The 24,169-nt window shown below is 48.1% G+C and carries 19 protein-coding genes and 1 pseudogene; 4 read left to right on the top strand and 16 right to left on the bottom strand.

The window, feature by feature from the left end:
* Positions 1–2: 2 nt before the first annotated feature.
* A complete protein-coding gene (locus HQM11_00100; GenBank protein MBF0349396.1) occupies positions 3–1,655 on the top strand; it encodes a response regulator in 1,653 nt (550 codons plus the stop codon).
* Positions 1,656–1,698: 43 nt separating this feature from the next.
* Entirely contained in the window at positions 1,699–1,875 is a 177-nt protein-coding gene (locus tag HQM11_00095) for a hypothetical protein (GenBank protein ID MBF0349395.1), read from the top strand.
* 316 nt (positions 1,876–2,191) lie between these two features.
* On the opposite strand, the gene HQM11_00090 is transcribed toward HQM11_00095, so the two are convergent.
* The 13 genes from HQM11_00090 to HQM11_00030 all read right to left on the bottom strand — a co-directional run bounded on the left by HQM11_00090 (position 2,192) and on the right by HQM11_00030 (position 18,871).
* On the bottom strand, positions 2,192–3,199 hold the full coding sequence (locus tag HQM11_00090) for an NAD-dependent epimerase/dehydratase family protein (GenBank protein MBF0349394.1): 1,008 nt from the start codon (positions 3,197–3,199) through the stop codon (positions 2,192–2,194).
* Between the two features lie 6 nt (positions 3,200–3,205).
* Positions 3,206–4,396: a tetratricopeptide repeat protein gene (locus HQM11_00085; protein ID MBF0349393.1), complete on the bottom strand. Its 1,191-nt coding sequence runs from the start codon at positions 4,394–4,396 to the stop codon at positions 3,206–3,208.
* Between the two features lie 24 nt (positions 4,397–4,420).
* Positions 4,421–5,569, bottom strand: coding sequence for a hypothetical protein (locus HQM11_00080; GenBank protein MBF0349392.1), 1,149 nt, complete (start codon positions 5,567–5,569; stop codon positions 4,421–4,423).
* Positions 5,570–5,653: 84 nt separating this feature from the next.
* The gene (locus tag HQM11_00075) at positions 5,654–6,922 is read right to left on the bottom strand and encodes a hypothetical protein (GenBank protein ID MBF0349391.1); all 1,269 of its coding nucleotides are present in this window, start codon (positions 6,920–6,922) and stop codon (positions 5,654–5,656) included.
* 53 nt (positions 6,923–6,975) lie between these two features.
* The gene (locus tag HQM11_00070; protein ID MBF0349390.1) at positions 6,976–7,647 is read right to left on the bottom strand and encodes a FecR domain-containing protein; all 672 of its coding nucleotides are present in this window, start codon (positions 7,645–7,647) and stop codon (positions 6,976–6,978) included.
* A 110-nt stretch (positions 7,648–7,757) separates the two neighbouring features.
* Entirely contained in the window at positions 7,758–8,615 is an 858-nt protein-coding gene (locus HQM11_00065; protein ID MBF0349389.1) for a HEAT repeat domain-containing protein, read from the bottom strand.
* Positions 8,616–8,669: 54 nt separating this feature from the next.
* A complete protein-coding gene (locus tag HQM11_00060) occupies positions 8,670–10,025 on the bottom strand; it encodes a hypothetical protein (protein MBF0349388.1) in 1,356 nt (451 codons plus the stop codon).
* A gap of 222 nt (positions 10,026–10,247) precedes the next feature.
* A complete protein-coding gene (locus HQM11_00055) occupies positions 10,248–11,846 on the bottom strand; it encodes a hypothetical protein (protein MBF0349387.1) in 1,599 nt (532 codons plus the stop codon).
* A 6-nt stretch (positions 11,847–11,852) separates the two neighbouring features.
* Positions 11,853–12,623: a FecR domain-containing protein gene (locus HQM11_00050; GenBank protein MBF0349386.1), complete on the bottom strand. Its 771-nt coding sequence runs from the start codon at positions 12,621–12,623 to the stop codon at positions 11,853–11,855.
* Entirely contained in the window at positions 12,620–12,829 is a 210-nt protein-coding gene (locus HQM11_00045; protein MBF0349385.1) for a hypothetical protein, read from the bottom strand. The genes HQM11_00050 and HQM11_00045 overlap by 4 nt, the downstream gene beginning before the upstream one ends.
* Before the next feature lie 230 nt (positions 12,830–13,059).
* Positions 13,060–14,058 (bottom strand): hypothetical protein, encoded by a 999-nt coding sequence (locus HQM11_00040; GenBank protein ID MBF0349384.1) that lies wholly within the window; start codon positions 14,056–14,058, stop codon positions 13,060–13,062.
* A 3-nt stretch (positions 14,059–14,061) separates the two neighbouring features.
* A complete protein-coding gene (locus HQM11_00035; protein ID MBF0349383.1) occupies positions 14,062–16,545 on the bottom strand; it encodes an adenylate/guanylate cyclase domain-containing protein in 2,484 nt (827 codons plus the stop codon).
* On the bottom strand, positions 16,532–18,871 hold the full coding sequence (locus HQM11_00030) for a VWA domain-containing protein (GenBank protein ID MBF0349382.1): 2,340 nt from the start codon (positions 18,869–18,871) through the stop codon (positions 16,532–16,534). The genes HQM11_00035 and HQM11_00030 overlap by 14 nt, the downstream gene beginning before the upstream one ends.
* Before the next feature lie 127 nt (positions 18,872–18,998).
* Between HQM11_00030 and HQM11_00025 the strand changes: the two genes are divergently transcribed.
* Positions 18,999–19,349, top strand: coding sequence for a hypothetical protein (locus tag HQM11_00025; GenBank protein MBF0349381.1), 351 nt, complete (start codon positions 18,999–19,001; stop codon positions 19,347–19,349).
* A 22-nt stretch (positions 19,350–19,371) separates the two neighbouring features.
* Here HQM11_00025 and HQM11_00020 read toward each other — a convergent pair whose 3' ends face one another.
* On the bottom strand, positions 19,372–20,133 hold the full coding sequence (locus HQM11_00020) for a hypothetical protein (GenBank protein MBF0349380.1): 762 nt from the start codon (positions 20,131–20,133) through the stop codon (positions 19,372–19,374).
* Positions 20,134–20,605: 472 nt separating this feature from the next.
* Positions 20,606–21,762: pseudogene (locus HQM11_00015) on the bottom strand (IS3 family transposase).
* A gap of 17 nt (positions 21,763–21,779) precedes the next feature.
* On the opposite strand from HQM11_00015, the gene HQM11_00010 reads away from it, so the two are divergent.
* A complete protein-coding gene (locus tag HQM11_00010) occupies positions 21,780–21,962 on the top strand; it encodes a winged helix-turn-helix domain-containing protein (protein ID MBF0349379.1) in 183 nt (60 codons plus the stop codon).
* Positions 21,963–22,313: 351 nt separating this feature from the next.
* Here the strand turns inward: HQM11_00010 and HQM11_00005 are convergent, their stop codons facing one another.
* Positions 22,314–23,780, bottom strand: a complete 1,467-nt coding sequence (locus HQM11_00005) for a TrkH family potassium uptake protein (GenBank protein ID MBF0349378.1) — start codon at positions 23,778–23,780, stop codon at positions 22,314–22,316.
* Positions 23,781–24,169 lie beyond the last annotated feature (389 nt).

Genomic DNA, 24,169 nt, shown 5'->3' with positions numbered 1-24,169 from the left:
TTTTGACACCTTCTACCATTCTTATTGTTGATGATAATCCCAAAAATCTGCTGGCGTTCGAGGACATACTCGCAGGTCTCAATCTTCAGATCCTCAAGGCTCAGTCGGGTGATGAAGCGTTGAAACTGAGCGTCAAGCATGACATCGCGCTGATTCTGATGGATGTCCAGATGCCGGACATGGATGGCATTGAAGCCGCGGAAATTTTGCGTTCCATCAAACGAACCCGCCATATCCCGCTCATCTTCGTGACTGCCAGCAATCATGAAATGGTCCATGTGTTCAAGGGCTATGAATTGGGCGCGGTGGATTATCTGATCAAACCTCTGCCTCCTGAGATTTTGAAAGCCAAGGTTTCTGTTTTTGTCGAAATGGATCAGCAGAAAAAATTGTTGAGGCATCAGTCTGAATTGCTCGGAAAACATATTGTCCAACAGAATCAGTCACTGAAACAGACCCATGAACAATTGCGGCAGGAACTCAACTTTCACAATCAACTGGTGGATGACAAGGAACTGCTGGAAACCCAGTTGCGTCATGCCCAGAAAATGGAAGCCATTGGCACACTGGCCGGTGGGATCGCTCATGATTTTAACAATATTTTAAACATCATTCTGGGCTATACTCAACTTCTGCAGGAAGAATTGCCCACAGAAAATCGTAGCATGGCTTATTGTGATATCCTCATGCAGGCAGGCTTAAGAGGCGCCCGGTTGATCAAGCAGATCCTGACTTTTAGTCGTGTGTCTGAGCAGAGCTTTCATCCTGTCCATATTCACGCGATTGTGAAGGAAGCTCTCGAAATGTTAAAATCAACCTTGCCCCCAATGATCCGGGTTGAACGTCAGATTGACGCGAATCTGCCCATGATTCTGGCCGACCCTACCCAGATTTATCAAATCCTGATGAATTTATGCACCAATGCGTTCCATGCACTGGAAGGCAGGGAAGGTGTCGTGACCGTGAGTTTGCTCAAAAGTCATCTGACGGCCCATGAGGCCAGGCTCCTCAACTTAACCGCAGGCGATTATCTGCAACTAACCATCCGTGATACAGGATGTGGAATGCCTGCCCATATTCAAGAAAGAATCTTTGAACCTTTTTTTACAACAAAACCCGTCGGGAAAGGAACAGGACTGGGACTTTCCGTGGTTTATGGCATTGTAAAAAAACATCAGGGAGCCATTCAGGTGCGTAGTATCCCGGACCAGGGCACAACCTTTGATTTGTTTTTTCCTGTGGTTGAGTCCGTGACAGGACAAAACGCAGAGGCAACGTTTATACGTTCAGGACACGAACACCTGGTGATCCTTGATGATGAACCCCAACTCCGGCAATGGTATCGACTGGCTCTGGAGCGCCTGGGTTATCAGGTGACACTCTTCAGTGATAGTCAGTCTGTGATTGATTATTTGAAGCAACCTGAATCGCGGGTGGATCTGTTGCTTCTGGATTATGCGATGCCTCACATGAGCGGACTTGATCTGGCCAAAACCTTGATTCCCAAACATCCCGATCTGCCCATTGTCATTATGACCGGCTATCTGGAAACACTGTCGGAACAGGAACTGCTGGCCATTGGATTTCGCGGGTTACTGCACAAGCCTGTGACATTGCATGAATTCAGCAAAGTTTTCTCCCAACTTCTGGATTAATTCGTTTTTCGACCATATCCTTAACCCTGTTTCAAGAAACCCCATGACATCCTCCAACGTTGTGATTTCCCTGCAGCATGTCACCAAACGGGTCCCGACTATTTCATGGGAAATCGGCAAAGAATTTTTTGGTAAATACGGAAGCGGCCAAGGTCATCTTTCCGGGCAAAGCAAAAAAATAATCCGGGAAAAAATCCATGCCAAACATCACTCTCATTGATTCCTGCCCCTTAATGGCCCTGTTTGACTAGGGCTAGGCGATCGCCGGAAATAAACATACCAGAATTGTTGCTGTAACATATTATTTCGAGACGGTAGCATTGGGTTACGTCCCGATGCAATTCCACGGTTTGTCGCCTTCCCCGGGACGTAACCCGGGGCTACCGTTCCGGTATATTCTTTTCCGGTTTTCGCCTTACTTCTTCTGATTTTGAGCGTCAACCGGATGGTAGGCGGGGATTACAGGCCCCGCCAGTTCCACAAAGCGTATGATTGAAGGGAATAAAACTGAGTTGTGTTATAGCGACGGTTCGTGATCAGCTTCGTTTCCAACCGGGTGGCCAGGGAGCCATTTTGCAGGAGCAGAACCAGTGGATGGCATCTGTGATGGATTCACGCAGATCACGGGAGGTGAACCCAAGTTCTTTGCGGGCTTTGGAGGAATCATAATACCAGTAGTGCCCCATGACGGTCGCGCCTTCAAAATCAACCAGCGGATTCTTCATCAATTTTTCAGCCAGTTTACCGGCCCACTGCCCGGCAAATCGGGGAACTGCCAGTTTGGGTCCGGGAATACGGGTGATTTGAGAAAACAGATCAAACAGATCACTGTTGGAAATGTTTCTTCCTCCAACCAGATATTTTTCGCCAATTCGTCCTTTTTCCATTCCCAGAATCAATCCCTGTGCGGCATCCCGCACATCCATGGCATTGGCGCCACCTGTCAGATAAACCGGCAACCGGCGGTGCAGAAACATCAATAAAGCTTCTGAACTTGAGTTATAAACATCGCCGGGGCCATAACAAAATCCCGGATAGACAAAGGTGAGCGGAAGGCCCTCGCTGACACAGCTCCAAGCGTATAGCTCCGCTTCCCGTTTGGCTTTGAAATATCCAATCGGGAAATGTCCGAGGTTGTATTCCGTGGTTTCATCCACTGGCATGATTGAATTTCCACCAAGCGCAAAAATACTTGCCAGATAAACAATTTTTTCGAGTTTATGCCGGGCACAGACTGAAAACAGATTTCGGGTGATATCCACATTCAGTTTATAAACCTGAGCGACATCCTGTTTGCGGGTCGAAATGTAACCTGCGATATGGTAAACCCTGCTGATCCCCTTCAGGGCCTGTTCAATAGATTCCGGATCCAGCAGATCCCCCTTGGCGATTTCCAGCAAAGGAGATGGTTCCAGTTCCACATCCTTGAGTTTTTCAGGATTACGAACCAGCACCCGCACAGACTGGCCTGTAGCTACCAGTTGTCGCACCAGATGAGAACCAATGAACCCTGTCGCGCCAGTAACAAGAATATTTGCAGCCATCGTAATTTATCGTGTAACAGAGTTTTTCAGACGATTCATAGCTTCCTTGACAGAAGCATCTCCCGGATTCATGCGCAAGGCGTCTTCATAAGTCTGGCGGGCAAGACTGAATTGTCCTGACGCTTCATAAGCCAGAGCCAGATTATAGGTATTTTCAAAAGTTTGACCGGGCAATCCCTGCAACCGGACAATGGCCTCTTCATAAGCGTTGCCTTTAATCAGGGTTGCGGCAACATCATCACCACCCATCACAGTCAGATTGGCGGGTTCCTCATAAGAACTGATCATTTTCAGATATTTTTGAGTCACCTGACGAGCCAGCCTGACTTTGACATCAAGTGGTGTGAGCGGTACATTAAAATTTCTTTTTAAGCCATAACCTTTGGCTAGATATTCATCCGGATCATCCAGTGCCAGACGGGCTTTATCCACGTCAGACAGCAAACTGCTCAAGGCGGCCTCATCCCCCTGGTATTCTTGCACAATGGTGTTTCTCAGTGTTTCAGGAACATGCGATGTTCCGCTCTCCCCACCCCACTTTCTGACGTAATAGGCCCTGAGCGTTTGATTGGGCAACAAGGGGGTAAGATCGCTTTGACGCAACAGTTCAAATTCAACTTCCATAGCACCGACAATTTCCACATAAGGCGTTGGTTCCTCAAAACCGGCACCGGCCGCATGAGCACCGGCTGCCAAGCCAATGGACATCAGTTGTGAGGCCAGATCCTTCCGGTTATGGATCACCAATACATATTTCAATTTTTCATTTCTTTCAAAAATGGTCTCAGAATATTTTACTTTCGCACGGATCAAGGCTGTTTTTGACGCATCAGGTAAAACGCCCGTGAACGCGTTCTGCTCACCCGTTGTATTGATGATCCTGTAAGGCGAATAAGTCGATAATCCAGAAACCAGATTGGCTCGTGCCAAATCGCCAGCCATTCCCGCCTGAGCCGTGTCAGACACAAATTCATTGATCACAGGTTTGAGCAGATCCTTGTCATTCACATTTTTGACGGGTTTGGGCAGAGCAATCTGGCCATCTTGCGCGGCAAAAGAGTCGACTGCCACAAATTCAATGTTTTCTACAGGATATGCCGGAGGACGCTTCACCTGATACGTCACCTGAGGCGCGCAAGCGGAAAGTCCGACGATCAACAGCAGAAAAAAATATACAATAAATCGATTGTGATTCATGGGTACCTCAATGATGTGAAAAAATTAACGAAGCTGTTTTCTTAACGCCGGATATTCTCGCTGAAGCCGCTCAAGCCGTCCAATTCCCTGTGCGTAAAGCAGATTTGTGGAATCCTGTTTGAAGGCATCTCTATAAAAATTGAGGGCGAGTCCAAAATCACCCTTGGCTTCAAAACATAACCCCAGATTATAAAGATCATCACCCAGAGGTTCAGTCGCGGTAATATTTTGTAATTTTTCAATGGCCAGATCATAAGCCCCTGCTTCAATCAGCACCTTTGTGTTGGCATCGCCTCCTGTCGCAATGGGATAGCTGACGACTTTTTCGGTGACAGCGATTTTTTTCACAAAAGCGGCGGCAATAGACATCGAAAGGTCCGCAACCATCTGGTCAAACGAAGGCAGAACCTCATCCGCGGATTCAATCTTTTTTGTTTTGTCGGCATCCGCTGACGCCGCACCACCCATCATGGAAAGCGCACCTGAAGCCTGGTCCAGTAAGCCTGCGGGAATACCACCAATCCGGTGTGCGTAACTTCGGGTATCAAAAGTAACAGCCACGACTTCTGTCGGATTCAAGCGGGTGAGTTTGATTTCAAGAGCCAGAGTTCCCCGTTCCGATTTATACGGCCACCAGATCAATTGTTCCACCCCCAGATCCATCTGGCGTTCAGGATCTTGTGAAGGCTCAATATAGGACAGCTCAACCTTGTTGATGTCTGCTCCATCGGTTCGTTCGATATCGAGCCAGATTTTACCGTTGATCACAGCGTCAATATCCTGGGTTTTATAACCTTTAGTGGAAACAAGTTGTTGCAAGGCTGTGTCATTTTCCATTGAGGCGAATTCATCGGAAAAACTGACTTTGAAATACGGTGTTGTGGTCAACAGATTGATGACTCTGGATCTCACAGCCCGACTGATGGCCTGTTTTTCAGCGGCTGTCAGTGCAATTTCATGCGTGATCCATCCGCCATTTCTTTCGGATTTGAATTTTTCACGAATACCGCCAATCTGAAAACTACCCACAGCGACTGTTTGGATATTGACTGTGTTGATTTCAGCGGGTGTCAGCACCCTGAGCTTTGCCTTGGCACAACCCGCCAGGATCATGAGGAGCACTAACCCTGAAATAAGTAGGGCTCTGTGTTGTTTTCCGCGCAGTGTTTTCATAAACTTCCTTTTTTGAATTAAAGTCGACGTCCCAATCCAGGGCTTCGGTATGTTTATTGTTTTAAACAAACGGACTTAAACTGTTCACTGAGTCTGTTGTCTGAGTTTTCTTGCTTCCGAAAGTCGTTGCGCCATGCGGCCAATACTCATGGCATACAGTTTGTTGCCGGGATCACGATTGAGCGCTTCAATATAAAAACGGCGTGCGTCTTCATAATCTTCCACCACAATAGCATTGCCTTCATAAGCGAGACCCAGATTATACCAGTCTGGTGGTGTCCGATCATTTTGAGACAATGTTTCAATACGTTCCCGTGCCGTTTTCCATTGCCCTTTCTTCAGGAGTTCCTGAACTTCGGCTTTACCACCGGATGCGATTTCCGTTTGAATTTTAATGCGATAAGGCGAAATGGTTTGAATAAAAGGTTGGACTGATTCTGCCACCAGTTGTTTGATCACTTCCTGTTTTTCCTGTGGATCAATATCTCTGACAGAAGGCACAGGCAATTGAGGATTGGCATAATAGTCATCTTTGGGAATGCTGTCTATCACCACACCCGCAGGACGGATCGTGATTGGAAATGTGGGTAATTTGAACACTTGAATGGATGCCCGAACCAGTGGATGCGGACGTCCTTCTGTCACATTACGATAACTGTTTTTATCAATGGCATGACGTCCGAAACTGGCGGCATCCGCCCTGATTGCCAGTGTCTCCCTGGTTTGTCCGATGATGGAAAAACTGAAGGAAGCCTGGGCAAACAAAGAAATGTTCTTGTAGTTGTAAGCTCGAACCACCTCATCCTCGGGTGGTTTGGTTGTTTTCATGGCCATTGCGAGCAACTGTGTGGTCGCGCCTTCCACCAACGCCGTTTTGATTCCTCCTGTTTTACAGACAAACGCATGGCTGTCGAGGGTGATCGCCGCATCTGTAGCGGCGGCGGAACCCGCGGCGATCAACCGACCGGCGATTCCGCCCTTGCACATGGCGGTTTCTGTGAACTGGCCTCGATCGACCTCACCTCCGCTGATGATTTCCCCCTGAATGATACCGATCGTTTCTTTTTCGCGGTCAATTTTACTTTCATCAATATCATCGACAACCTGAACCTCAAACCGGCCAAAACTATTGAGCTGGGCCGCCAGATGCTGTAGTACCTGTTCCTTGAGTTTCAATTCATCGTTGATATCCTTGATTTGGGCGCGTTTGATGAACACTTTGGTCACCTGACGGGGCACACTGACCCGTGCGGGACGTTGCACTTCAAACTGGGACAACGGAGTTTCACAACCAGCCAGCATCCAGAATGAAATGCCCAACAGCAGTGAAGCCAATAACTTTTGACGTAACATACCTTTCTCCATAATTAAATCTGACAAGATTTGAGCTGTGCGTTTCCTTAAAATCACAACCGGATTTTTGCTCCGGAGGATTCTTCTTCTTTCATTTTTGCTCCGGCAAATTCCATGTCCTGCATCAACCGTCCCGCAAACTCTGTCAGCGGCATCACCTCCCCGAGCGGAGAAACCGATGACATTTTTCCAGGTGGAATATCCACAGAATTCTGATTTTTCTGGGAAGACAGCATAACCAGCCCGTTGAGCGTGCCGACTGTGGTCACATCATCCACGTTTTCAACAATAAAGTCTGTTCCTTTGATGCCGATTGTGGCCGTTGTCGTTAATATTTCGAATTTCTTTTTAGGATCCGGTTTGACCTGCGATCTGATTTTGCCCCACACGGATAAAACGATATGACGAACACCGCTTGATGATCCCTGATTTGTGAGAGATTCATCCACAATCAAGCGAGTGACTGGACCCACAAAGATGGCATCACCAGTGTTCAGTGCTATCTGTGCTTTGCCTTTGTCATCGGTCTGGATGACATCTTTTTTCATCAGTGCCAGTCCCAGGGAACCAACCATCTGCTCTTTGCCGTCCCGAATGACTTTGACACCAGGATTCTTGACCTGCAACGTTCCAAATCCCTGTTGAGGAAACAGCGCCATTGCGGAAAAGGACCAGCCCAACAACAGGATTCCCGCCAAAAATAAACAACGGAATAACGATTTCATAAACACCTTTTTTAGAAAGGATGATTCGGTATGGACAAGAAATGAAGGCTGACGGAGGTCTTTAAGAAAGCATAAATCCGGAAGAACCCGCAGGACTTCCGGACGATCACTCAGAATCCCCGAATCTGGTAAAGTGCACGATCGACAGCCTGGCGAACGAGATCACTTTCATCCTGACTCATGGGTTCAAGGATCGTGGTTGCACGAGGATCCTTGATTTGCCCCAAAACTTTCACAAGTCGTTCTTTCAGAGCGGCATTCCCTGAAGCTTGAGACACTATTCGCAATTTTTCCATCACCGGGTCCACGGCCATGCTACCCAGTTTTGTCAGACCTTCCACCACCAGATGCGCCACTTCATCATCTTCAATATAGGGAAGCATCATTGAGGCAACTGCTGGATTCCGGATCTCGATCAGGATATCAAAATTAGCTTTATTCTCAAAATAGGATTTGTTCTTCATGGATCGGGCAATGGATTCTGTCACGTCTGGCCCAATATAAACCAGCATTTTTTTGATCTGATCCTGAGAGGCCTTTTTGCTGGGCGCATGGAAATCTTCCACCAGCAGACTGATTGCCGGATCACCCAGTTGCCGAATGGCTTTACCCACTGCTTCAAAAATTTCTCCGCGGGCATCAGGAACCATTTTAACCAGCTTTGCCGAAGCCGGGGTATAGCCGGTTTTTCCAACATTCACAATGATGGTTGCCTGTACTTCCGGATCAGGGTCATCTATTTTTTCGGTCAGAGCCTTACCGGCTTTATCACCTCCAATTTTTCCCAACAAATCCGCAGCACGGGTTCGCTCACCTTTATCACTGCTGTCCAGAAAACCAATCGCTATATCTGTGGCTTTGTCTTTTTCTCCCTGCTGATACAATTGTTCTGCCTTATCCAGGCTGGAACATGCGGCCAGGGCCATCACCAAAGCGATTCCGCACAATAAAGATAATTTTCGTAACATATATTCCTTTACAAACTGAGAAGATCGGAAAGCCGGGTTACCCCGGCATGGTTATTATTTTTTAGAAGTATCGCGAACAAACACGATATCTGTCAATTCAGGCGCAAATATAGGTTCTTTTACAGGTACATTGGCTTCTTCAATCGCACCCAGAATCATGTCTGACAATTTAAGTGCTTTTCCTGAGTAACGAACTTTGAGGGTTAAGATAGTAGGAACAGTGTTGTCCAGGGTGATAAAACGGAATGTCTCATTTTCCATTCCGGAAATCCGTCTGCGCAGTTTTGAACCTTCTTCATCAAAGCCTTTAAGGACAATATCATACGCAATCAGTTTGTCGCCACCAACAGAAACAGTGGACATTTCCTTAACCACCTGAGGAATAAATTCTTTGGTCATTTCCTCATAGGAATCCTTGACAAGTCCTGTGATCATGGCTGAAGCGATCACATTCGGACCGCCGCGTCGCGCGACATTCACCACAGTGTTGGCAAACGCGCCGCCGGTTCCAGTGGCAATATTCTTGGCTGTCACATTCATGGACAACGCAATATCGCCCTGAATGTTTCCATTCACCGCGAAGATATTCACTTCAATCACAACTTTTGCCAGTTGTTTGATCAGGGATAATCCTGTGCTGTAAAACTCTTCAGCACCCTTGACTTGTTGGTCCAGTGACGCATTACCGGCGGAACTGCCAGCGATAGTGGCCATGAACTGATCTTTGGAAATTTTGGAAAACGCGGCTTTTTTGGTTTCATCGGTCTGCATGGAAGTGATGGCATTACGGAAATCCATGGCTCGGAGTCCACGCTGATTCAAATCGGTCTGAATCTGGTTCATCAAAGCAGATTCCATGTCTTCAAACCTGAATCCCGCGGCTGACAGATCAATGCCTTTTTTGCTGGTAATCACAGTGATCAGGCTGTTGGCGCTGGTGTTGATCAGCTTCAGCTCTTTTTGTAGCGCAACCAGTACTTTCTGACGGTTGACCTTGAAGGCCGCGGCAATTCCATAATATTTGTCATTGAAGATTTTCTTTTCACCCACGACCTCAACATCATCAATGTAATTATTGACGTTCTGGGACATATACCGATCAATTTCCTCATAATTTTTGTTGTAGGTATCAGCATCCAGCAGTTCACGAACCATGGAGTCCACCGCCTGAATGGAAGCCAGTTCCTTGGCTCTTTCCTTGGCCGCACGAATATCATTCAACTTGATGAACGCTTTGGCTTTTACCGCGATAACTCTCACATCGGGTGACGTTTCCTGAAAAGTGGGGCGGCCTGAAACATCAGCCAGAGTCAGGAATGTTTCCGGTGTAGGAGGTGGGGCTGAAGGACCACAACTCACAGCAACTAATCCGGCAATGACCATGCATAACGCTAATAAACTATGTTTCATAAGTATTCCTCTGTCAAAATTTACAAAATATAAACTCGAATTCACCAGTTTCCCAGTGAATCCAAACAACATGCTTGTTTCTGCTTAAAACAAAGAATTGAGTAACTCAAGAAAAATCTTTTTCTTGCGAGTTTTCAGCCAGCACAAATCTTTGGTAACAACACGTGTGGGAATAGATAATAGGCCTAATGCGTCGTAGCAGGTTGACTAAAATTATTTTGATTATAACGGAGTCAGGGTTTCTCCCGTGATCTGGACCGCAACAGGTTTGTTATGGCTGGAGTTTTGACCATTGCCAAGCTGTCCGTTTTGTCCCAATCCCCAGCACTTCATGCTCAAATCGTTCAGAACAGCACAAACATGAGAATTTCCCGCACTGATCTGAAGCACGTCACCGAGAGTGGATACATCCACCGGAGTGCTTTGAATTGCCGTGTTGGTTTCATTTCCCAACTGCCCGGATTTGCCGTTGCCCCAGCATTGAACCGTACCGGTTTGTAGCAATGCACAGGTGAAATAGAAACCGGCCGTGATTTGCGTGGCGTTGGTGATCCCTGAAACATCCACAGGGTTTGCCTGTTTTTCCGGAGTCTGTCCATGGCCCAGTTGCCCATAGGTTCCGCCACCCCAGCATTTAACCAGACCAGATTTGAGCAATGCGCAGGAATGCACCCCACCTGAAGTAATTTGTTTGACATCGGAAATCTCCAGCACGCGAACCGGGGTTTCAGAACTGGAAGTGGAACCTTGCCCCAATTGCCCCAATCCCCCATAACCCCAACACTGAACCGTACCATTGGAAATCAGGGCGCAGGCATGAACCCCACCGGGAGCGATCTGTACCACATTGGACAGTCCGTTGATTTCCTTGGGCGTGGGATTTCCCGTGCCGGGAGTAAAATCATCCGCCGTGATGATGGACCCATAGGACAGATTGCCCCAGCACATCCCCTTCCCTGTTTCCAATACGGCACAAACATACAAACTTCCGGTGGAAACCTGAATAGCGTTAGTCACTCCCCTTGCGGCCACTGGATAACTTTGATTATCGGTTTCACCGTTTCCCAGCGTGCCCTCTGTGTTGTTGCCCCAGCAGGAAACAGTTCCATCGGTGAGCACCGCGCAACTGAATCCCACTCCGGTCGTGATGTGTCGTGCCGTCGTGATTTGGTAAACCGAAACCGGAATCATGGAATTGGTGGTAAAACCATTGCCCAATTCCCCCTGATCCCCACGTCCCCAGCATTGAATAGCGTTGGAGGCGTCAATCCGGCAGGAATGTCGTCCGCCTCCGGAAAGCACGAGATTGGGCGGCGTTCCAAAACTGCCGGCGGCGGGTAATACTGTTTCCAGGGAAATGGAAAGCGTCAATTCGTTTGTGTCGGAGTCGATGGTGAAGATTTCCGAAATACCACGCTGAATGGGCACTTCCGCGAGGGTTGCCACCCCGGAAATTGAAACCTGCTGCTCAAAAACATACACCAATAACCGCATGGATTGATCAAACGGCAAGTTAACATCCATGGTATGGGTTTGTAAATCCAGCAGGGTTTGGGCAATAGCCTGGCCAGTAAACTGACTTACGGGGGGAATCTCATTTCCGGTCAGCAAGGTGGGATCAATGACCTGAACCACAATGGTGTTGGTTTTGGTGGAAAGTTCCCTGGTCAATCGAGACATTTGGGGATTTCTTGATTCCAGTTTCAATTGCAAGACCACATGGCCTCGCCGAGAGGAATCCTTGTTGGGAATTTCTTCACAACCGGTCAGTAAAAAAAGCCCCAACACCCAGCATATTCCAAAAATTATTTTTGACATCATCCCGTCCTACTGAAATTCAACCTGAATTTTCACCTGTTTTTCTTTCAACAATTCCAGTTCCAGCGTTTGGTCTTCCTGCAAGGCTTCGAGGGTTTCCTGTGACGAATCCTTCAAGCCTTGATCCATGCGTTCCGTTTCCTGTACGGCACTACCCCAGCTTTTACTGTCGCCATTGAGAATGCGTTCTTTCCTGGCGTCACTGATTTTACCGGGAGGCGTAGGAGGTCGATTCTGGATAACTTTGGACACATGGTTCTGAGTGACTTCTACCAGGTCTTCCAGGTTAGTCCGGTTGGCGAATAGCACCACTCCGGAAAGCGTCAACAGCGAAGTTCCGGTTTTATTGGTTTCCACAAAAAACTCTGTTCCCTTGACTCCCAGGAATGCCACTCCGGTCTGCACCTTGAAACGCATGATTCCTGAAAATTGATCCACTACGGATTCTACCAGAAATTTTGCCTTGCCGATCCACAGATTCAGTAAGGTTTCCTGTTCATCAATCCGGCTGATTTTAAGATAGGTGTTGGCATAGAGTGTCATTTTTTCACTGTCCTGACGTAGCTTGAGTTCTACCTCGGTGTTTTCTCCGGTTTGGATTTCATCCCCTTCGAAAACACGGACCTCAACAGAAGGTGAATCGTCACCCACCCGGTAAACCTGGTCGGAACCTGCATGGGTGTGTTGTAAATATCCTTTCAGCAAAATCAGGACACCATCCTGAGCGTAAAGCAAGGGCGCCACCAACCAAATCAAAACAGGAATGATAAGATGCTTCATAAGACAATCAACAGAGCAAATGTGAAAGTTTGTTTACGGTATTCCAGAAAGGAAGTATTGGCATCGCTTGTTTCCAGTTCATATTCCACAAAGGGATTCCATATGGGCGACCAGGCATAACCATAGCGCAGGGTCCACTGCTGTTCTATGGACTGGATGGCAAGATCCAGGGCGGGGTCTGTCGCGGCATGTTGAAATGTCTTCATCTTCCATCCTGCGGAAAATTGATGTGAATCCAAATCATAGGAACCTTTGATCTGAAGCGTATCGCTCGTACAATACCTTCGCCAACAGACACGACCTCCGTACTTAAATGGTTGTAGGCCGATTTCGCAACAATATCTAATGAGAATTATGAAACTAATATTCCTTATTAAATCAGTTTATTAGTAATTAATAATAACCCTTGAATTTGAGGGGTCTATTTTTAATTCAGTTATTTCTGAGGTAGCCCAGTGTTTTCGTGACTAGTCTTTCTCAAATTTGGCGAAGGTATTGTCGTATGATCGGTATATTTTCCTTGTGCGTCATGATTCTCGCGCTCCCAGCGTCCCAGCAGGGTGTTGTTCGTGTCGAAACGCCAATAAATTCTCAGGGATAAATTCTGGAGCGCCGCCGTGTCATTGTAGCCGGGATCGGTAGGAATCCGGCTGATCGTTTGCTGTTTCAAAGTCAGTTTTCCCAGCATCCGCAATGTGTCTGAAAACGGATAATGAAGCTGGGTGTAAAGCTCTGTCTGATTTTGACGAGACGGTGCTTTTTGATAAATATCCAGACTGTTGGAAGGTTCCAGCATCTGATCATTGATCCGGTTGTGTCCCAGTCCGGTTTCCCAAAGTCCCCATTCGATGTTTTTGCGTAAAAATCCTATCGCACGCAAAAATCCGTTTTCAAATGGACGCAGAACATTTTCCTGATAGCGTTCCCGGCTGGCAACCGCATTGATTCCCACCCATGTGTCCGTATCCCATTCCAGGAGATATTCCGGCATCACAATGGCTTGCCATAGATGCCCCCGGACCCGGGAAGAGGCGCGGGAGACTTCGTTGACATTGGAATCCAATTTCAGGGCAACCTGTGACATCAGACTCCAATGGTCGGGTTGTTCCGTTTTATGGATAAATACAAAATTTTCTTCCGCGGATTGCCGAGCTGTTTTTGCCGAAACCACGATGGGATTTTCTCCTTCCTTGAGGATGAGGGGAACCGCCACGGAAACCCGCCTTTCGCCGTCCGCATCTACGGTTTGTCCGTTAATCATGACCTCCGTCAACGGTTCAAAGGCACGGATTTCCAACTGTACGGTGATTTCCGACTCCGTGATTTCTGCGCCGCTGGTGTGGGACGAACTGTAAATAAGAATATCTGCCGCCTGAATCGGCACTGCACCAAAGAGCATCAGACTCAGGCAGATGGTGGTTATAATGGTTTTCATAATTCACTTGTGTGTCATAACGATTTGACTATCCCAATTTTCACCCGGCGGATTTTTCTGATATTCCAGCGCCAGGTGCAGGTATTGCTGAATGACCACGTCTTCCGAAAAAATCGCAGTCGCGGTTTTCAATGCTTCCACGGCATCGTCAAAACGGCGGTGATGATAAAAGCCCATGCCCTTCAACAGCCAGGGCCAGGATTTTGCTTTTTTGTTACGTACCCATTCCGGGTCCGCATCAAATACTTCATACAGCGTGGTGGGTTTCTTTTTCCCCTTCACACTGACATAGCCCACTTCGCGGATTTGAAACCGATCCGGATCGGGTAGTTGTTTCCAGGTGGATTCACTGATCAGAATCCGGGAGCCAAACGTTTTGGTCAGTCCCTCCAGACGGGAGGCCAGATTCACCGCATCGCCGATCACCGTCGATTCCATTCGTGATTCGTTGCCCAGGGTGCCCATGGTGACTGTGCCGGAATTGATCCCGATTCCTGACAGGATCGGGGGTTGAAACGCGGCTTTGCGTTTTTCATTGAACAAGTCCAGCGCTTTGACCATTTCTATGGCCGCCAGAATGGACGATTCTGCGCCATAAGCATTCTTACAGCTTTCCTCATCAAACAGCGCCATGATGGCATCCCCGATAAATTTGTCGATGAAGCCGCCCTGCCGCTGAATTTCAGGAATCATGTGGCGCATATACTCATTCAGCAGTTGAAAGAGTTCCAGATGAGAAAGATTTTCAGAAATCGTGGTAAAGGATCGAATGTCGGAAAACATCACTGACACAGGCGACTGCCTGGCAATTCCATGCTGGAGGGCTTCAAAGCGGCCCTTGGAAATACGGTCCAGAAACTGGGGCGGCACGAAAAGTTGAAACACATTTTTGGTTTCAATAATGCGTTGACGAGCTTGTTTTCTGGCCAGATCAATCAGAATCAGCCGATACACAGTGTTGACCACCCAAATCCCAAAAATCAGCAGAAACGGATACAGGATACTCATCCAGGTCTGAAGGTGAATCACCACGTAATAATGCGTGGCAAACGCACTCAGAAGCAGTAGACTGGAAACCACGCTGAACCAAGGATAAATCAGTGCGTGAGACAGCCAACTCAACAACACTCCGACCCCCAGGATGGCGCTCAACAGGATCACGTCCTGCCAGGGAGATATTTTCAGATAGGCCTGGTGCATCAGGTTTTCCAGCACGGTGGCATGGATTTCCACGCCCGGAAACATATTTCCCACGGGCGTGTTGTAAATATCCAGCAAACCGGCTTCCGTGATGCCGACCAGCGCGATTTTATCGGTCAGAAACTCCTTGGGAACCCGATGTTCCATGATGTCTACCACGGAAAACGTGGCAAAGGTTCCACGGGGACCCCGAAAGTTCAACAGAATGGCGCCATCCGCATCGGTTGGGAACACATGCGATCCCATGCGTAATTCTATCATGCGGTTTTCTCTCAACATGACCTGCATTGAGGGTTCATCCCGAAAAGTTTTAAGCAGTTGTAGCGGCAGGGACGGATACAGCAATTCCCCATAACGCATCACCAGGTGTGCCCGTCGGATGACACCATCTTCCCCGTCGGGAAAAGCGTTCAAAAAACCAATTTCTTTTCCTGCGGTATGAATCCGTGAGATATTGGGTTCCACCGCATCCCCTCGCATCAACGGTACTGAATTGAGATGCCGAACCCCACTGACCAGATTGAAGGAGTTGCCCTGCAAGGTCAATTGAGCCTGACGCTGTTGTTCCGGAGTGAGATAATCCCAGGGAGCATGAGTGCTTTCTTCCAGAATCATGCTTTGAAATTGGGCCAGATCTTCTTCAGTCAATTTTTGATTCAACAGTTGATCAAATTCCTCCAGGGTCATCCGCCGGTAAAGCTGCAAAGGTGCCATCGCTTGTAGCAAGGATTCCGGGACACCCCGTTTTTTCAAAGTCTTGAGGGTGGCCTGATCCACTTGGTATCGTTGACTGGACAGAAAAAAGAAATACCCCAGCGTGACATTCCCCTGTTGAATTGACTGTGCCAATTGGATATCCGCTGAATTCATGGAGAGGGTTTGGAGAAAATTTCTGAGCAATGCCTGATCCTTGGCGGAGTATTTCTCAAGCATTCCATTCACATTCCGATTTTGCTCCGGTAATACGGTTTCAGGTTCCGAAAAAACCATATCCAGTCCAATTGTTTTGACCTGATAATAATCGGTCAATTCCTGAATTAATGTCGCCATCCGGGAGCGAGTCCAGGGCCAGCGGCCAAAGGCGTCGATGCTTTTGGAATCCACTGCGGCAATGAATACGGGTACATTGGCCTGAGGTGGATTGCTTTGCCCGGTGATCAGCAAATCCACGCTTTTTTTATCCATGAACGTCAGAAAACGGGGCTGCAGAACATACAGCACTCCTACGATCATCAGAACATTCAAAGATAACAGCCGGGGTACGATACGGCGTTTACCTGGAGACATACTGGTACCTGACCTCCATCGTCGCGCCTGCGGCTGGAATAGCTGTTCCAAAAAAGGCAATGGTGTTCGCAGAACCGTTATACAAAAATCCATTGGTGTTGCTGATGGGGACCACGGATCCGTTGACCTTCACTTCCAGAGTGGACGCAATTGGAGTGTGGCTCAAAGTGTAATTGGCACCACCCGCATTCTGGACAATCACATCCAGGGTTGCGGCATAGCTGGACTGATAGATGTTTCCAAAACTACCGCCGGTTTTACTGGCCAGTTTGATATAGCCTGTGGTTGAGGACCCGGAATCCGCGACAATCACATAAACTTTGTAGCTCTTGGTCAGAAATACATTTGAATCAAAATCAAAAGCTTTGCCAGCATAAGAACTGTACTGATCCGATTCATCACTGAGCATGATAATGGAAAGGCTGGCTCCTGCGCGAGGATATCCGGCCTTGACCACACTGCCGGTATCCAGAAGTGCCTGTTCGGCAAAGTAAATTGCGGATTCCGTGCCTGATCCGCCGATTCCCGCCTGAACCGCTGTCTGAAACGCGGTTTTATCGTTGGTAAACCCTGTATGGCGTAAAGTGGAACTGTCCGTAGTAATGACACCGATTCTGAAATCAAGCCCCGCGCTTTGCAACTTGTCAAAAAAACTGGTGGCATTCTCGGCCAGTGCGGTTTGCTCATCGGACATGCTGCCTGAGTTGTCAATGACCATCAAAAAATCCGCAACACTGGCTGTGGCGGCTACCGTGAAAGTGTCTTTCTGACTGACCCGCGCTACTTCCTCATTCACCAGATTGTTCACGCTCACAGTGGAATCCACCATCGCTTGATAAGTGGTATAATTTTCATTCGCGACCAAATTGACAATCACAATGACTTCTGTCGCAGAATTGTATTGAACCGCCAGTTCAAACCGGAACGTCTGATAATCCAGACTGTTCAGTGGTGAATATGGCAGATTCTGGACCTGGTTTCCGGAAGTCACCCCGATTTTCTTCAGCAGTTCATTGGACAGTGTGGTGGGATTCAGCAAGGTCCGGCTACTCAGTGAGTAACTGCCACGAACGGTATTGCCGTTATCAAACACCGATACCGCCTGTAATTGAGAAATGACGGTGGTCAATGACTGAATATCGGTAATCATCCGCTGGTACACAGCGCTACCGGTGGTTTCCCCGGAACTCGCTCCAACCAGGGCAAGAAACCCCACCACGTCACTTTGTTCTCCTGTATTCATCGTCAATCCGCTGAAATTTCCGGTGACTTTATCCGACAGATTCATGTCTCCAGGCGCAAAAAAACTCTGGCCATTGCCCAGGCTTTTGACGTTCAGTTCACCCAGTTTCCCTGTCACGGTCAATGATCCATTGGTTACGGTGAACGAAGGCGGTGTTTCCGGATCGTCGGAATACGTCATGGTGCCGGTCCAGTTGTTCAGTCTGAATTCGATGGAACCTTGAGTGAAATAGGTTCCCGTCGCCGAAACGGTCAGATTGCTGGAAACAAAGGACGAAACGGTTGTCTCATCCCTGAGGATACTGCCTGCCTGGGTTGTTGTTTTTTGCGTATAGCGAACACAATCCATCTGTGTCTGACCCGGATTGAGTACACATACTTGGTCCGGACTAGACGATGCGGAGGTCAATTGTCTGAGTTCGGTGAGGTCTTCCAGGGTTTCGCCCGTAGCGGAGGTGATATGATGAATCACTGTTTTGCTGTAAAAACGGCTCAAGGCCTCTGCTCTGGGAAAAGTACCGAGGTCTGTCTGCGTTGTTAAATTGACGGGAGATCCCTCCGTATCCAAAAACCGGGTTTTCTGAAAAAAACCATGAACAGAACTCACATAACGCATGGTTTCAATATCTCGTGCCTGGTTAAGACAAGCTTCGATATTCTTGTCTGCGCTGAAACGTTCATAAAAGCCGTTGCCTGCGTCAATAAAACTCATGGTTTCCACAAAAGGATTGCACGTTCCCAGATCTGAAACACTGGTGAGTGTGGGCTGTCTTCCCAGAAAACCGGAATCGAAGTTGTTATAAAATTCCCTGGTATTTTTCAGGGTTTCCCGAATGTTATCCGGAGCAATCGAAACATAATCCTTGGAAAAATCCTCGGCTTTCAGCCCTGAGGCCGAATTGACTGCCTCAGATTCCGGAATGTTGGTTTCCGCGTCAGGCAAGACCTCGTTCTTTTCATCCAAAGCTTGACCGCTCTGATCAGAATGCCGTCCTGTGTCCGTATAGGTTCCCAGGCTTTCCGCGTTACACCCCGACAGTGTCAATCCACAGATCAAACCCGCCATGATTAAACGGTTTTTCATGTTCCTCTCCTTTTGTTCCGATCGCTGTCAGTGCGGACTTGTCATTATGGTAAATTCAACGTACTTAAAAATATCGTCGTGTGCCGAATTCGTTTTCCGAAGATATCGATCATTGCTCAGGAGATCCATGCTGAAATTACCCAATATTGATGAAGTAACCCCATCCAGCACCCCCGAAATCGTCAAGAAACTGATTCTGGCCCTCCAGGATTTGGCGGATCAGGTCGGTAGCCAGGACACCACGCTTCTTGGCGCGATCCTGGAAGCCCAACGTTCGGGAAATGAACGCCTGGGACGCATGGAAAACCGACTGGCCCAAGTGGGAAACCGACTGGAGCGGGTGGAAACCACGTTACATGCCGGATTTCAGGAACTGACGTCCCATATGGATCAACTGGCTGAGGAATCTCGTCGTTCTCGTGAGGAAACCGTGGATTTGTTGCGTCAGATAGCTGTCAACACCAGTAGAAATCCGTGACGCCCATGAACAGGCTCTTTTTCTAAAACCGTAATCCGACTTTCCAGTCACCGCCGATAACATTCAGGTTGCGGTCCACGCCATCTACGTCTTGTTTGCCCCAAAATCCCATATAAATTCCCAGATCCATGAAGAACTGATTGCTCACCCAACGATAACCGCCATCCAGGGTCGCGCCCGTGTTGTTGATGGTTTCGGCGGGGTATTCCACCCGGATCATCCCGGGTCCCCCGCCGCCATACCAGTGCCCCGTTCGCCACGGATGGTAACTCCGGGCAAAGAGCCGCAGGCTTTGCGTGCCGTAATTCTTGCTGGAAGCATCCCAGTCAAACAGTTCCACTCCCAGGGAAATCCCGAAGGAAAACATATATTCGCCCTGCAACTGAATGGCTCCCGCCAGCAGGGACAAGGGCGTGAGTCCCACGTTGATTCCCCGTAAAGGCGTCCAGGAGGTTTCCGGCAATGATGGAATCCAGGAGCAGAGGGAGGAACCGGAACTGTCCCGGGTTTCCTGCGCCGGAGGCGCGTCAGGCAGTGTCGAAACGGATTCGCAAGCCGGAGCCGGTGACACATTCACCGGCGTTCCCGCCAGATTTGAAGTTGGAGCGGCAACCGCATTCTGTTTTTCCATCAATTGGCAAAATTGCCGAATATCATCATCCCGGAAACTCTCGTTTTTCAGATCCGCGATGTCCTGATAGGAACACGCGGCCCAGATTAAACCCGGCCAAGCCAAGGCTACCCATGGAATGCAACGGATCAGACAAAATCGTAACGCCTGCATAAAATTATTTCCTTGTATCACAACAAAAAGCCATGCTCATAACCCTCACACCTTTGATGGTCACTGGCGTGGAGGCATCAGAGATTGCATCGTACCAATGAGTTAATTGGGAACTTGAATTTTCTCTGTGTCGGACTCTATGCTCGAATTTCATAACCCCGTAATGGTCACGGGCGTGCTGGATGACATGGACGCGCTATTGTTTCCCAATTGACCATATCCATTATGTCCCCAACATCGGACACTGCCACCGGATGTGGCGCACGTATGATAATATCCCCCGGTAAGCGCGGTGGCATTGGATATATTTTTCACAGTTACCGGAGTGGAGACGGAGGATGACAATGAATAAATATTGTGGTGGTCAAGACAAAATGGAGTTACTTCCTTCCCGATCATTTCAAACGTACCCAGAGTCCAGAACCGTGAGGGTTCTGGCCGCCGGAGGCAACAAGATCCCCCTTTGGGGAGATCAACTGGCGGAAGCCAGTTTTTCAAATTCCACGGGGCTTTGATAGCCCAGAGTGGAATGTAATCGTTTGGAGTTGTAAAACATTTCAATATATTTCATGACATCCAACCGGACTTCATCCACATTTTGATAACGGATGGAGTTGGTCCATTCTTTTTTCAGGGAGCCCCAAAAGCGTTCCACCGGAGAATTATCATGGCATTCCCCTTTTCGGCTCATGGAGGAAATCATTCCATAACGTTTCAACAGTTTTCTGAAACTTTCAGCGGCGTATTGGCTTCCCCGATCCGAATGAAACAGAATTCCAGGCGCTGGTTTTCTTCGTTGAATCGCCATTTTCAGGGCGTTTTCCACCAATTCGGTGGTCATTCGGGAATCAACGGACCAGCCAACCACCCTCCGTGAGTACAAATCAATCACAACCGCCAGATAAACCCACCCTTCAGAAGTCCAAAGGTAGGTGATATCGCTAGCCCAGACCTGATTGGGTTTTTCAGGATTGAATTGGCGATCCAGCAAATTTTCCGCCACAGGCCAGGGATGGCGACTGTCTGTGGTCTGAATAAACCGTTTGTTCTGTTTTACCGTGACCTCAGCTTCTTTCATCAGGCTTCGCGCTTGAGCGCGTCCTACCGGATGACCTTCCTTCCTCAACTGGGCAGACATTCTCCGACTCCCGTAACTTTCACGGGTTTCCTGATGAATCTCTTTGACTCTGTCTACCAGATTCTTTCGAGAGGAAATCGTGGTTCCCTCTTGTTTTTGTTGACGTTTATTCCAACTGTAATATCCGCTAACAGATACTTTTAATACATGACACATCACCCGGATCGGATACGCCTTCTTCTCTCGTTCAATGAACTCATATCTCAATGATTTTCCCTTGCGAAGAAGGCCGTGGCCTTTTTTAGAATTTCTCGCTCCATCGTCAATCGTTTGACTTCTTGACGCAACCGTTTCAACTCCAGATGTTCTGACGCTGTCAGGTTTTTGCCAGAATCCTGATGTCGGGCTTTTTCGACCCATCCTTCCAGCGTGCGGGGAGGAATACCCAGATTCCGTGCCGCTTCCGTTTGCTTGTACCCATCTTCCACAACCAATTTTACCGCGTCTTGTTTAAACTCTTCCGTATAGTGTCGTGATGCTTGTTTCATAATCCACCTCCTTTTTCTTCATTTTAGCAGAGGATCGGGAACATGCATACTCTAAAGTGACTGTACCACAACATCATTATCTGCGGGTGTATGTCGCCCAACTCAGGAGCAAAATCGAAGTCGATGCCAACAATCCCGCTCTGCTGATCACCGAACCGGGAATCGGTTATCGGCTACTCCTCCTTGAGGAACAAACGCCATGAAACAGCGTCCTTATTCTGCGGGATGGATCGGGTTGATGCTGGGTGCCAGTAGCATTTCCGTCCTGTGCTATGGTCCTGAACAAATATTTTTGGTTCTGCCAGAGGACCACCTTGGTGTTTCCCGAGGATTCCCTCTTCACCACACGATGGCTGCACAATTATACCGCCTTCACCCTACAGCGAAGGCTCTATCAACACGGTATTCCCTTGGTCATCCTGCCGATCCGTGTCTGATAAGTACCGCTCAAAAGTTTTTTTAACATTAAAAGGAGGGTTCCCCACCAGAAGAGGTAGGGAACCAGAAAAAATGGTTAAAGATTTATGGTCGGGTACTTATCACGTGCTGGTTGGTTATCGTCTCCAGAATCTCGGATGGAAAAATGCCAACAGCACAAAAAATTCCAGACGTCCCAACAGCATGACCACCGATAACACCACTGTGGCAAAATCATTCAGGGCCGCGAAGTTATCCGTGGGACCCACCATCCCAAAACCCGGACCCGCGGCCGCCGCGCAGGTCATCACCGCCGTCAGGGATGTCAGCAGATCTTGTCCACTGAAGGCCAGGCATACAAATCCGATTGCCAGTGTCACGGCATAGACACAGAAAAAGCCCAATACCGACTGTAACAGGTTATCCTGAATGACCGTGTCGCCCACACGCAGTTTGGTCACCAGGGACGGACGAAAACTGAGGTGAATGTGATTCACAATGATTTTGAACAGTAAAAAAATGCGAAATTGTTTGATGCCTCCCGCCGTGGAACCCGCCATCCCGCCCATCAACATGCACAGAAAAATAAGAGCCTGTGGGCCAAACGGATATTTTTCATAATCGTCCGAGGCAAAGCCGGTCGTGGTGAGAATGGTGCTGATTTGAAAAGCGGAGGATCGCAAGGCTTTCAGAAAATTGAAACCGGAATGAAACCACAACGAAAGCGTGGAGAGACCCGTGAAAATCAAACCCACGCTTAGAAAAAACCGCAATTCCGCATCTTTGAGGACCCGTCGCCATTTGCCATGAACCAAGTCATAATATAAGCCGAAATTGATCGAACCCAAGTACATGAAAACGATAATGATCCCTTCGATGAACGGAGACTGAAAAGCACCGACGCTGGCATTTCTGCTGGAGAAACCCCCGGTGGAAATACTGGCGAACGTATGGATCATGGCGTCCAGAACAGACATTCCCGCCCCCCGCAACAGGAGAATCTGGAGGATTGTCAACACCATGTAAGTCAAACACATGCTCCTGGCCGCGTCGCGAATCACAGGCTCTGTCGGATCGGAACGCAATTGACTGGATTCTCGTTTGAACAAGGTTTTGGCTCCCAAACTCAAATTGGGAAACACACTCACGAATAACACGATAATTCCCATCCCACCGATCCATTGGGTCAACCCTCTCCAGAATTGGATGGCATCCGGCAGGATCTCCACGTCCGTCATGATGGACGCTCCGGTGGTGGTAAAACCGGAAACGGATTCAAAGATCGCATCCACAAAACCGGGAATGTAATTGCTTTTCCAATACGGCAACGCGCCAGTCACCACTAACGCCAGCCAGGAATAGCCCACGATGAATAAGGAATCACGCGGCAATATTATGTTCGGCGCGTCCCTGCCGTAATATCGCAGGACAACGCCAATGACCGCTACCACCCCGGAAATTTGGAGGAACAGCAGTCCGATGTCCGGATTCCATTCATAATAGAAGCACCAAGGCAAGGGGAACAGCAAGAATAATGAAAATAGCAAATGGAGTTTACCGGTGATCTGGCAAAAAGTTTTTCGGGTATTGGGGGTATCAATCATACATCGCCTCCAGATAGAATTCATGAAGGCTTGAGTATAACAATCCCGATATATAACAGGGATCAAAAATATGGAAAAACCCGTAAAATTTTTATCAAAAAGCTTTCAGCCCCATTTCTCCAATCTGGACAATTTTTAGCGAACCGTCATTTACTCGGGTTTTCGAAAAAAACATCTGTTGTGTTGATTTGGCATAAAAAGTTTCTGAGCACCATTCACCTCAGGAGGACTTAAGTGTCCTTTTGGTAAAAAAGAATATTTTCTTGGGTTTTCGAAAAAAACATCTGTTGAGTTGTGTTGATTTGGCATAAAAATTTTCTGAGCGCCATTCACCCCAGGAGGACGTATGAAAATCCCTTGTATTGAAGCATTACCTTGGTTAGTAGCTG

The organism is SAR324 cluster bacterium, from assembly GCA_015232315.1.
In the GTDB taxonomy this organism is placed as follows: domain Bacteria; phylum SAR324; class SAR324; order SAR324; family NAC60-12; genus JADFZZ01.
The sequence above is the reverse complement of the archived record's forward strand: the minus strand, read 5'-3'. Positions and strand labels throughout refer to the sequence as shown.